The sequence below is a fragment of the uncultured Campylobacter sp. genome (assembly GCF_938030685.1).
In the GTDB taxonomy this organism is placed as follows: Bacteria; Campylobacterota; Campylobacteria; order Campylobacterales; family Campylobacteraceae; genus Campylobacter_B.
In genome coordinates this window covers 1-11,677 of the sequence record NZ_CALHHX010000115.1, presented here as the reverse complement: position 1 = coordinate 11,677, position 11,677 = coordinate 1, and the positions used below count along the sequence as shown (strand labels likewise).

The 11,677-nt window shown below is 46.3% G+C and carries 14 protein-coding genes; all 14 read left to right on the top strand.

What is annotated here, in order from left to right; all coding sequences use genetic code 11:
* On the top strand, positions 1-1,277 hold a 1,277-nt coding region (gene dsbD, locus Q0369_RS05355), incomplete at its 5' end, for a protein-disulfide reductase DsbD (RefSeq protein WP_298097009.1).
* Positions 1,278-1,325: 48 nt separating this feature from the next.
* Complete coding sequence (gene hisB / locus Q0369_RS05350; protein WP_298097006.1) at positions 1,326-1,904, top strand: imidazoleglycerol-phosphate dehydratase HisB; 579 nt, start codon at positions 1,326-1,328, stop codon at positions 1,902-1,904.
* A 259-nt stretch (positions 1,905-2,163) separates the two neighbouring features.
* Positions 2,164-2,586: a hypothetical protein gene (locus Q0369_RS05345; RefSeq protein ID WP_298096986.1), complete on the top strand. Its 423-nt coding sequence runs from the start codon at positions 2,164-2,166 to the stop codon at positions 2,584-2,586.
* Between the two features lie 8 nt (positions 2,587-2,594).
* A complete protein-coding gene (locus Q0369_RS05340) occupies positions 2,595-2,732 on the top strand; it encodes a hypothetical protein (protein ID WP_297881384.1) in 138 nt (45 codons plus the stop codon).
* A gap of 1 nt (position 2,733) precedes the next feature.
* Positions 2,734-3,681, top strand: coding sequence for a substrate-binding domain-containing protein (locus Q0369_RS05335; protein ID WP_298096981.1), 948 nt, complete (start codon positions 2,734-2,736; stop codon positions 3,679-3,681).
* An 86-nt stretch (positions 3,682-3,767) separates the two neighbouring features.
* Positions 3,768-4,256: an HAD family hydrolase gene (locus Q0369_RS05330; RefSeq protein ID WP_298096976.1), complete on the top strand. Its 489-nt coding sequence runs from the start codon at positions 3,768-3,770 to the stop codon at positions 4,254-4,256.
* A gap of 67 nt (positions 4,257-4,323) precedes the next feature.
* Entirely contained in the window at positions 4,324-4,857 is a 534-nt protein-coding gene (gene lptC, locus Q0369_RS05325; protein ID WP_297944378.1) for an LPS export ABC transporter periplasmic protein LptC, read from the top strand.
* On the top strand, positions 4,821-5,336 hold the full coding sequence (gene lptA / locus Q0369_RS05320) for a lipopolysaccharide transport periplasmic protein LptA (RefSeq protein ID WP_298096973.1): 516 nt from the start codon (positions 4,821-4,823) through the stop codon (positions 5,334-5,336). The genes lptC and lptA overlap by 37 nt, the downstream gene beginning before the upstream one ends.
* Complete coding sequence (locus Q0369_RS05315; RefSeq protein ID WP_298096969.1) at positions 5,333-6,232, top strand: GTP-binding protein; 900 nt, start codon at positions 5,333-5,335, stop codon at positions 6,230-6,232. Before lptA ends, Q0369_RS05315 begins: the two co-directional genes overlap by 4 nt.
* A gap of 112 nt (positions 6,233-6,344) precedes the next feature.
* Positions 6,345-7,160, top strand: coding sequence for a GNAT family N-acetyltransferase (locus tag Q0369_RS11200; RefSeq protein WP_367178976.1), 816 nt, complete (start codon positions 6,345-6,347; stop codon positions 7,158-7,160).
* Entirely contained in the window at positions 7,127-7,615 is a 489-nt protein-coding gene (locus Q0369_RS05300) for a hypothetical protein (RefSeq protein ID WP_005869105.1), read from the top strand. Before Q0369_RS11200 ends, Q0369_RS05300 begins: the two co-directional genes overlap by 34 nt.
* Positions 7,612-9,432 carry a penicillin-binding protein 2 gene (mrdA, locus tag Q0369_RS05295; RefSeq protein WP_298096967.1) on the top strand — a complete coding sequence of 607 codons (1,821 nt, stop codon included), beginning with the start codon at positions 7,612-7,614 and terminating at the stop codon, positions 9,430-9,432. The genes Q0369_RS05300 and mrdA overlap by 4 nt, the downstream gene beginning before the upstream one ends.
* A 309-nt stretch (positions 9,433-9,741) precedes the next feature.
* The gene (locus Q0369_RS05290; RefSeq protein WP_298096964.1) at positions 9,742-10,128 is read left to right on the top strand and encodes a hypothetical protein; all 387 of its coding nucleotides are present in this window, start codon (positions 9,742-9,744) and stop codon (positions 10,126-10,128) included.
* Between the two features lie 455 nt (positions 10,129-10,583).
* Entirely contained in the window at positions 10,584-11,138 is a 555-nt protein-coding gene (locus Q0369_RS05285) for a hypothetical protein (protein WP_298096959.1), read from the top strand.
* Positions 11,139-11,677: the final 539 nt, after the last annotated feature.

The following is an 11,677-nucleotide window of genomic DNA, read 5'->3' as shown; positions in this document are numbered from 1 at the left end:
GCAAGAGCTTCATCGCGGCGATCGCGCTGTTTTTCGGCTACGGCGTGCTGCTCTCGCTAAGCCCTTGCGTCTATCCGCTCATCCCGATCCTCTCGTCGATCATCGTGGCGAAAACTTCCTCGAAGCCGAGCGCGAAAAAAAGCCTCGCCGTAAGTCTCGCGTATATTTTCGGGATGGCGAGCTCGTATGCGATTTTAGGAGCTTTCGTGGCGGTTTTCGGGCAAAATTTACAAGGCCTGCTGCAAACTCCGCCCGCGCTGATCCTAACCTCGCTCATATTCGCCGCGCTCGCGTTTTCGATGTTTGGATTTTACGAGATCCGCCTGCCTGCGCGCTTTCAAAGCTTCTTAAATAGCAAAAGCGAAAATGCTGGCGGCCTGATCGGAGTTTTTTCGATGGGGCTTATCTCGGCGCTCGTCGTATCGCCATGCATCTCCGCTCCGCTTGCAGGTGCGCTCGTTTACATCGCGGGCAGCGGCGACGTTCTGCTGGGTGCGGCGGCTCTTTTTGCGCTGGGGCTAGGAAGCGGCGCGCTACTGCTTGTGGTAGGGCTCGGCGGCGCACTGCCTAGACCCGGAGCTTGGATGGAGGCGGTGCCTAAAATTTTCGGCTTTTTGTTGCTTTTTACGGCAGTGTGGATTTCGCGTACGCTTATCGGCGAAAATTTAAGCCTGCTGATTTACGCGGTTTTAGGCGCGATCTTCGCAGGATTTTTAGGACTGTTTGACGGCGATGCAGGCGGGATAAAGCGCGCTTTGGCTCTTATAATCGCGCTATATTCGGCGCTGCTGCTCGCGGGCTTTGCCAGCGGCGCGAAAGATTTTTCCAGGCCGCTTGAAAATTTAATCCCGCAAAGCACGAGATATTCCAGCGGCGGCCCCGGCGGCGAGAGCTTGCAAGCGAGCGAAATTTCTCGCGCTAAAAATTTAAGCGGCGCGCATTTTTCATTGATGCGCGATCTGGCGCAGCTGCGCGGCGAAATAGAAAATTCCAAAAAGCCCGTGATAGTGGATTTTTGGGCTAGCTGGTGTAAAAATTGCGAGCAGAGCGAGCGAGCGTTCGCAGACCCCGCGCTTGCGGGTGCGCTTGATAAATTTAGCCTTTTAAAGATCGATCTTAGCGAAGATAGCGAGCAAAATAGGGCGATAAAAGCGCATTTCAACGTATTCGGCCCGCCTACGATTCTGTTTTTTAAAGAGGGTGCCGAGATTGCGAACCTGCGCCAGATCGGCAGCGTAAATTCCGAAAAGCTGGCTGAGATTTTAACCGAAATTTAGTGAAATTTAGATAGATTTCAAACAAAATTTAGTTTTAAGGATTGCGCGATGATAAGCAAAAATAGGGCTACGAAAGAGACCAAAATCGAGCTTGAGCTGGAGCTTTACGGGCGCGGCGCGGCGCAGATACAAACGGGTATCGGCTTTTTCGATCATATGCTTAGTGCGTTTGCCAAGCACGCGTGGATTGATCTGAACCTGCGCTGCGAGGGCGATTTGCAGGTCGATTTTCACCACAGCGTCGAGGACTGTGGCATAGTGCTCGGAAGCGCGATCAAAGAGGCGATCTATCCCGCGCAGAATATCGAGCGCTTCGGCGATAGCGTCGTCGTGATGGACGAAGCCGCCGTAAGCGCCGCGCTTGATTTTTCCAACCGCGCGTTTTTGGTATTTGATTGCCCGAGCCTAAAGCGCGGTAAGATCGGTGAATTCGACGCCGAGCTCGTGGAGGAATTTTTCCGCGCTCTGGCTTTCAATGCAAATTTCACGCTGCATATAAGCCAGATTCGAGGCGAAAATCTGCATCACGTCGCAGAAGCCGCGTTTAAGGCGTTTGCCGTCGCATTTCGTCGCGCGATAAGTATCAACGAGCGCGCCGGCGTGCCTAGCACCAAGGGTGTTTTATAGCGGCAAATGTGCGCTAAATTTAGCAAAATTGGCAATTCGCGGTTTTGTAATTTTATCGGCGTTTGAAATTTTACTCTCGCCGCCGCTTGAAATTTGCAAAATTTCGCCATTACTCTGGCAAAGCGCGCCGCTTTATTAAGACTGCTTACGCTGGCGGTGCATTTGCGCCCGCCGCGAAAACCGCGAACTATGCTATATGAAATTTCGCACTGCCGGAGCGCTAAAATGCCGCTTTGTGTATTAAATTTAAAGGTAAAAGATGAATAATTTTGAGTCGCTTATGGATATTTTAAATGTGCTGTTTTTGATCTGCTTTGTTTGGCTCGTCGCGTGCTTGATCAAATTTATCAGATCAAAAGACGAGCCGGAGCGCCATAAAAGAGATAGAAAATTTCTAATCATTTCTACGATTGCGTTTTTGTGCACCCTTACTCCGCTGGTATATTTTGAGTGGCTGCCGGATCTATTCATCTCGATCTCGGTTTTGATCGCGCTGCCGATAATTTCGTTTATTTTCCTCATTGTGTATTTGGTAAAATTTATTAAATCCGCTAAAAGCGCGCCCGAGCAGCGCAGAAAGATTAGAAATCTCCTGATCCTCTCCGCGTTTTTATTCATAATCTTTTCAGCCGCCTTAATAGGCTTTTTATGGCTGCTTAACAGTGCGCTTGCGCATATGTGAGATACAAAATGAGCGATGAAATTTTTCAAAAAACGATCGCCGTAATATTGACGGCCTGGGCGATCAGCGTTTGCGCACTAACCGCAGCGGCGCTGTATCTGCAGAGCAAATGCTCGATCATCTCCTATATCGCGAACGGCAACTAAGATGAAGCGCACATCTATCGTCATTTTGCTGCTGCTTGGCTTGGCGGCTTTCGATTTTGCATTTTACCGCCTCGTCGTGAAGCGATACGTAAATCAAAGCAGCGTCACGATGCAGGCTAAATCGATCGAGCTGCATAAATTCCTGCCGTTTGAGCAGGGCTCGCAGATCGTGCGCGTTAGTTCTAGCTTAAAACTTAGCGGCGATCTGCCGATAATCGACGGCGCAGCGGCGCTATATCCCGTGTTTTCGGCATTCGTCGCGGCAAACTATCCCAAAGAAAGCGTGGAGTTTGACGGGCGAAATTTCACGAATGCTAGCAGGCTTAAATTTAGCAACACTCGCGGCGCATACAAGGCCATAAGCGACGGCGAGGCGGATCTGATCTTCGTCGCAGCCCCTTCGAAACAGCAGCTTGATTACGCGCGAGAAAAGGATGCAAACTTACGCTTCGTGCCGATCGGGCTGGAGGCGTTCGTCTTTATCGTAAATACAAATAATAAAGTATCGAATTTAACTGTGGATCAGGTGCGAGGGATCTATTCTGGGGAGTTTGACGATTGGTCGCAGCTCGGCGGCGAGCGCATGCGAATAGATGCCGTGCAGCGAAACGCGGGCAGCGGCAGCCAGAGCGCGTTTTTGAAATTTATGGGCGAGACGCAGCCTAAGCGCAAGATCACGGGCTTTTTCGGCAGTGCGATCGGCTTTTCGTTTCGCTATTATGTCGAGGGGATCGTGCAAAACGGCGGCGTGAAGATGCTTAGCCTAAACGGCGCGTATCCGAATAAAGAAAATATCGCTAGCCGCAAATACCCGCTCGTAGCCGAAATTTACGCGGTTTACGATGAAAATAATAAAAACGAAAATATCCGCACGCTGATAGATTGGATCCTTTCGCCGCAGGGGCAAAGCATCATCGAAAATAGCGGCTACGTGCCGATTAAGGGCTAAGATCGCGGCTTAAATTTATACGGCGTTTGCCAAAAATTCAGCCAAATTTCGTTAAAATCACAAAATTTCAAAAAACGGAAAACGAAGTGATAAAGATCATATTTTTAGACGTAGACGGCTGCCTTAGCGACGGCGGGCTGTACCATTCAAACGGCGGCGAAGAGATGAAGAAATTTAACGTAAAAGACGGGTTCGGCATCCAGGAATGGCAACGGCTGGGGCTAAAGGTCGCGATCATCACCGGCAAAAGCTCGCAAATCGTCGCAAACCGCGCGCGCGAGCTAAAGATCGATACGCTCTTTCAAGGCGAAAAAGACAAACGCGCAAGGGCGGAGCAAATTTTAAAAAATTTTAACCTAAGCTTCGATGAGGCCGCCGCGATCGGCGATGATATAAACGATGCGAAGCTTTTAAATGCGGTCGCGATCAGCTTCAAGCCCGCCGATGCGCTAAGCTCGCTAAAAGCGGACGTCGCGCTAAGCAAAAACGGCGGCTGCGGTGCAGTGCGCGAGATGATCGAAATACTCGTCGATAAAAACGGCATGCGCGAAGAGTGGAATAGCAAATGGCTGTAATTTTGCAAGCGCGCGTGAGAGAGCCTGCGAGGGGCGAAATTCTGCGCAGATCAAAGAGGACCGAGCGATGGTGATAAAAATTTTCTACGTCGCGATTGCGATCTTTTGCGTCGCGATGGTGTTTTTAAGCGTGCAGACGCCGTATTTTAGCGATATGTTTAGACAAGATCTAAGCATTGCGAATATGGAGATGAAAAAGATCGTCGATTATCAGATCGGCGAGCGCGTGGATGCTAAATTTACCGCGGACGGCGGCACTCGCTATAAGGATCGCGACGAGTTTGTAAATTTTAAAGCCGAGGAGATTAGCGCGGATCTGAATCACACTTTGGTTTCAAAGACCGCGACGCGCGCAGGCGAGCTGATAAAATTTAACGGCGACGCGCACTATGTAAATAGCAGAGGCTTTGATTACACGGCGCAAGAGATCATCTACGATACGAGCAGCAAGATCGTCCGCTCCGACGTGCCATACGTGTTGCGCCAAGGCGGCGACCGCATCACGGGCGCAAGCATCAGCTACGATACTAAAACCAAACAAACAAACTCAAAAGGAATCCACGCATGGTATTTAATAAAAGATCAAAACTCCACAAACTAATACTCGCAGCCGCGCTAATTACTAGCTTTGGCGCGACTACTCTTAGCGCCGCGCAGGAGCAGGTCGAGGTCACGGCGGATAATTTTTTCGCCGACGAGATCAAGCAGATCAGCGTGCTGACGGGCAACGTCCGCATCAAAAAGGGTGCTTACGATACGCTAAATTCCGATAAAGTGACGATTTACTTCGACGCCAAGCGCCAGCCTACAAAATATGTCGCGACGGGAAATGCAAATTTTAAAATTTTACTCAATCAGAAGCATTACGACGGCAAGGGCGGCGTGCTAACCTACGATCCGACCATCGAGGCTTACACGCTTGAAAACAACGCCTATCTGCACGAAGCCGAGACTAAAAAGGAGGTTTACGGCGATAAAATCATCGTAAATCGCCAAAAGGGCACCTACGAAGTAAAAAGCGGCGGCGGCGAGAAAAAGCCCGTGCGTCTGATCTTTCAGGTCGAAGATCAAAACAAATGATCTATCCTAGCAGCGCGCAGTTTATCACCTCCGCCGCAAATATCGCGGGTGCGCCCGAGTTTGCGATGAGCGAAGTGGCGTTTTTGGGGCGTTCCAACGTCGGCAAAAGCAGCCTGATAAACGCTCTAGTCGGGCGCAAAAATCTAGCCAAATCAAGTTCGACGCCGGGCAAAACGCAGCTGATAAATTTTTTCGAAGTTAAATTTAAACAAAAGCTTGCCGCAGACTCGGACGGCTCGCAAAATGAAACGCCGCTTGATCTAGCAAGCAAAGAGGCTTTAAGCTCGGCTGCAAATTGCGTGCAAGATCATGCGGAGGCTGCGGCGTCTGAGCAAAATTCCAAACAGAAATCCGTTTTAAATTTAAAAAGCGCCTCGGCGGATTTTAGATCGGATCGCGAGACAGATCTTGTGGCGGGTTTCGCGCCGAATTCCGCGCAAAGCCCCGAATTAAATTTTACAGGCAGATCCGCGCTAAGCTTAGCGGGCAACTCCGCCTTTTCGGATCTTGCGAGCTTGGGGGAAAATATCTCTTTGATCTTCGTGGATCTGCCCGGGTTTGGATACGCTAAGGTTTCTAAAAAACTGCATTATATCTGGCAAAAAAATCTCGACGAATTTATCAAAGAGCGCCTGAATATCAAGCTTTTCGTCCATCTCATCGACGCGAGGCAGTTTGATCTTGCGATAGATAAAAATTTGCAAAACTATCTCGCTAGTTTTCTGCGCGGCGATCAAAAGGTCGTGAGGCTCTACACCAAAGCCGACAAGCTCAACCAAAGCGAGCGCGCAAAGCTTTTGAGGCACGATCCGCAGGCTGTTTTGGTCTCGACGCTAAAAGGCAGCGGGCTGCAAAAAGCGCGCGAGATCATCGTGCACGGGGCGTTTGGATTATGAAATTTCTAAATTTAAATACGTTAAATTTTGCGGCGCAGAATTTCAAAATAATTAAATTTAGAGGATATAAAATGCGCCGCCAAGATCGCGCAAAGATTAGGGAAAATTTTAGATGATACGGCTAAAAAAAGCGCGCCTTTGTGACATTTCGCGTATGCAGGAGCTCGTAAAAGAGGAGGTGCAAAACGGCGTGATCTTGCCGCTTGAAAGCGATGAGATAGCTGCCAATATCCGCTCATACGTGCTGGCGTTCGGCTGCGATTCTAAGGCGGATACGAGCTTTGATTCTAAAGAAAATTCCGATTTAAATTTAGCCGAGAATTCTGATTTAAATTTAGCATGCAATGCCGATTTAAATTTAATCCAAAGCTCCGCCGAAAATTTTGCCGAAATTACTTCTGAAAATTCCGCCGAAAATGCCGCGGGTATTTTTGCGCCGCAACGAGCTACGCCGCAAAATAGCGCGCCACGAAATAGCGCGCTGCAAGCTGTATCTCAAATGGGTCGCGCGCAAGCAGACAAAGAGCAAATTTTACGGAGCGAATATTCGCAAAGCGCGGGCGTTTTTCAAACCGAACGTTCTCAGCCCCACGAATCGCAGCGCCTAAAAGAAGCCGAAATTTTAGCGGGCTTTGCTTCGCTTAAAATTTTTAACGCAGATCTTGCCGAGGTGCGCTCGCTCATCGTCGCTCCGCAGTTTCGCAGGCGGGGCATTGCCAGAGCTATCGTAAATGAGCTGCTCGGTGAAGCGAAATTTTACGGGCTAAAAAGCGTATTTACGCTCACCTATCAAAAGGAATTTTTCGAGCGTCTGGGTTTTACCGAAATCCCAAAAGACGAGCTGCCTGCGCAAAAAATTTGGGCCGATTGTATTAAATGCAAAAAGTTTCCGGTATGCAACGAAATCGCACTTATCTATACCTTATAGCGGATACGCTTTTTAGCGCGGGAGTTCTTTTCTACCTGCTTCTAAGTGCGGTGTATAGAGGCTTGCCGCCGCTGATTGGATTTTTTTTCACGGCGATGGTGGTGCAAAAATACGAAAACGACGTAAAATTTAAAAAGTTCGGCTTTAGCTGGTTTTTCTCTATTTTTTATCTGTTTTGCGCCGAGCAGATCCACGGATTTAACCTATTTAGCGTGGCTATCGCGTATTGTATATTTTATTTCGTGGTCTATGAAAACTCATTTAAATATATTAAATTTAGAAATTTTTTGATCTGCTTTTACGTGATGATCAGCTATGTTTTGGTCTTTGTGGTGAGCAACGCGATCTCGGCGATCAAAAAGAGCGAGTATCTGCCTCTAAGCGGCGAGTATTTAAATTATATTGTGATTGAAATTTTGCTTGCTCTGCTCTTTTTTAAGGGGCGGCTGGTATGAGGCTAAAGTTTGTATTCGTATTTGTGATACTATTTTTTAGCATGCTTTTGGTTAGAATTTATTATCTTTCGATCAAATCGAACGAATTCTACGAGCAGGTCGCCAAAAACAACGTCATCTCCACCGAATACATCCCGCCGGTGCGCGGTCAAATTTTAGATGCCAAAGGCCGCCCGCTTGCGATAAATAATCTCGGCTTTTCGCTATCCATCGCGCCGCATCTAAAAGACGCCGCACTGCAAAGCGAGCTGAATAATATCTCGCGCTACTTCAAAGATCTCAATGTCACCGCGATGAGCAAGAGCTACAAGGACGCGAATTCCGCTTATAATCAAGACTTTATCGAAGTCGTGCCGTTTTTGGACTACAACGCCACGATAGAGCATTTCGCGAGCTTGAGCCTGCACGAAAATATCAAAATTTCGCCCGCTTCGCAGCGCTTCTACCCTTACGGCGCGCTTGCTTCGCATATCATCGGCTATGTAGGCCGCGCCAATAAAAAGGATATCCAAAGCAACCCCCTAAGCGCGCTTACCGGATACAACGGCAGAAGCGGCGTCGAGGGGTATTATAACGAGCTTTTGCAGGGCAGCAAGGGCGAGCGCAAGACGAAGGTTACGGCGCTAAATCAGGTCGTAGAGGAGATCTCGATGCAAGAGCCCAGCAGCAGCGAAATTTCGCTTACCATCGATCTTGAGCTACAAAAATACCTCGAGGAAATTTTTAAAGACAAGGACGGCGTAGCGATCGTGATGGATCTGCGCGACGGCGCTATCATCGCGGCGGGCAGCTTCCCAGAGTACGATCTTAACACCTTCGTGGGCGGAATTTCGCAGACGCAGTGGGACGAGCTGATAAAAGACCCGCGCCATCCGTTTACGAATAAGCTCGTAAATGGCCTCTATCCGCCCGGTTCGGTCATTAAGATGGCTGTAGGGATGAGCTTTTTAAACAGCGGCAAGATCAACGAGAACTGGAGCGTGTTTTGCAGCGGCGCGATAGAGCTAGGGGGGCGAAAATTCCGCTGCTGGAAGAGCTGGGGTCACGGCCGCGTGAGCCTAGTAGAGGCGATCAAGGGCAGCTGCGACGTGTATTTTTACGAAGGCTCGCTGCTGGTGGGGATCGACTATATGTCCGCGTATCTGCAGCGTCTGGGTTTCGGTAGCAAAACGGGCGTCGATCTACCCAATGAGTTTGTAGGCACGATGCCTAATAAGGCCTGGAAAATGCAGAAATTTAAGCGCGCGTGGTATCAGGGTGAGACGGTCAATGCCTCGATCGGCCAGGGCGACGTGCTCGTCACCCCTATGCAGGTGGCGAAAAACACCGCGCAGATCGCCGCGGGCAAGGCTATCACGCCGCATTTTTTAAAAAGCATCGACGGTAAGCCGGTGGAATTTACCCCTACCGAGCTTTTCACGCCGAAGGAAAAGGCGCAGCTGCCGCTCGTACGGCGCGGGATGTATGAGGTCGGCAACAACCCCGACGGAGGCACCGCCTACAAGCTCATCCATACCGCGGTAGTGCCTCTAGCGGTCAAGACGGGAACCGCGCAGGTCGTAGGCATCTCGCAGACCGCCAAAAAGCGAATGAAAGAGGCCGATATGGACTACTTCCACCGCTCGCACGCTTGGATGACGAGCTTTGGTCCTTACGACAAGCCGCAATACGCCGTAACCGTACTAGTCGAACACGGCGGCGGTGGCGGAAGCGCGGCAGGTCCCGTGATAATGCAAATCTACGAAAAACTCGTCCAGATGGGCTACATCGACGCCAACGCAACGACTAACAAAGATACCGCAAAGAAAACGAAGTAGAGCGGAATTTTAGAATTTTATAATTTTACTCGTCCTTCGCGGGCTTGGAATTTTGAAATTTACCCCGCTTCCGTAAGTCTGAAATTTTAAAAATTCGTGTAGGCTAGAGGTATAGAATTTATCTTGTCTTTAGGATTTGGAATTTAAAATTTCATACAACCCATGCTTTGTTTGCTTTAAATTTCAAAATTCTACCTAACAATTGCTTTGAAATTCGGCAAGGCTAAATAATTTTTAAATTTTAAATACATACTAAGAATAAAAAGATAGAATGCGCCAAAATATTTTTTATAAAAATGGGGAAATTCTATGCGAGATTACGACAAAGAGCCGATAGTGATAAAAAATGACTATTTGTTAAAAAGTAAATTAACAGTAGGAATTTTTTTCCTGATATTCGCATTAGTATTCGCCATTAGATCTATTTTTCCTATTGAAAGTTTCTTTAGTAGTAGTTTTAGAAAAGGCGAGCTAGCTCTTTGCATATTTATATTTTTCAAAACGATTTTTGGAGATTTTGCAATGCTAAAAGGTATGCTGGTAAATGACTTACAAATTAGAATTTTTGAGAAAATAATAGAATGCGACTATGTGGATTTAGCGGGGGAATTTAAAGGTTCTAAAAATCCAGCTTACGGAGCATACAAAGATAACTTATTCATACTTTCCATGTTTTGGAGAAACTGCAAAACTTGATAGTAAAACTTTGATGGATAAAATTGCGTATATAACAAATCTTGCAATGGCTATCATCATAAACTTTATATTTATAATTATCTTTCAATGCTTAAATTCCTTGAGGATAAAAAAGTACTATATTTTTAATGATAACGGTATTGTGATATCGGCAAAACAAAATAAATTACTTATTGATAGATTTGGCAAAGTTCCTTTTAATAAGCGAACCTTGATGATATCTTTAACTAACTACAATTCAAAATTTTTTGATAAGGATAAAAAATAATTCTAATTTTAACGGTATCAAATTAGGTGAATATGAATAAGTAGAGTGAAATTTTAGCTTACGATCGCAACGGGCAAGATAGACCGGCAGCCAAGGCTTAAATTTGATGAGAGATCACGGCGAGGAGTCTTAAAAGCGCCGAAATGAAACGCTATATAAAAGCCAAATTGATCTTAAAAGCTATGAATTGGGGAGTAGGGCGATAAAAGAGTTCATTAAAAAATGTTTTGAGCTAAAAGGGGTGAGGATTTTATTCTGGATCGCCTTGCTCTTTTTTACTATAGACTGCTTGGGCGTTATATTTGCCGGCATAGATGCGGTTTTTTTGGCGGAGTATAGCGGTCACGATATCGCGAATCCGTTTTCTATCGTTTTAAAAACTTTTGAGCTAACGTGGCACGAAGAAGCAAGCGATAGCAAAAGCGATATTTTCGGCGCTATGGTATTGTATCTATTTTGCGCGACGGTAATTTTGCCTCTAATCATCTGCTGCTTTGCATTTTCCAAAATAAAGGCTTTTATTCTGCTGGATAAAATATCCGCCGCATCTGCATTTTTTATAAGTATATTTTATGCTTATCCGCTAGCTGTGATAATCCTAGCAAAAGCCGATTTGACCTTATTGGGTTATCTGTTTGATCGCTCAAATTTTAATTTTAATATAATGATGATAAGCGCTTTATCGTCGCCAATAATCGCGTCTGCAACGGTTTTTATTCTAAAAAGAAGAGATAAAATTTAATGTGGATAAGTTTATGAGACCATCTTTTTAGCTAAATTTTGCGTAAATTTATATGCAAAATTTTACGAATAGAGCTTGAGATATGTAAATTTAAAAGGGGCAAATTTTGAAATGATCTTAAAATTTGCCCCCGCTTCAGATTTGAAATTTCAAGTTGCGCGGTTTGGAATTTCGATCATTGACTTCGAATTTTAAAATTCTAATCCTGCCCGTCTTTTTAAATTTTATAATCTAAAATCCTCGTGTTTTGAATCACGTAACTTGAAGTCGCTGCTTCTTAAATTTAAAATTCTAAGCTCTGGGATACGGAACTCTACTCGATAAATTTTAAAATTTAAAGCCCAGAATTTTATTTGGTAAAAATTTTATCGGGCAGGATTCGGCTCGATAAATTCTATAGAATGCTACTATGCGAGAGGGAAAAATGAAATTTTAAATAGAGCATTTTAATTCCCAATGGGATGGAATTCTACCCGATCTTCAATAGACTTGACGCGATAGTTGAGCTGTTTCAATTCCCAACGGGATGAAATTCTACT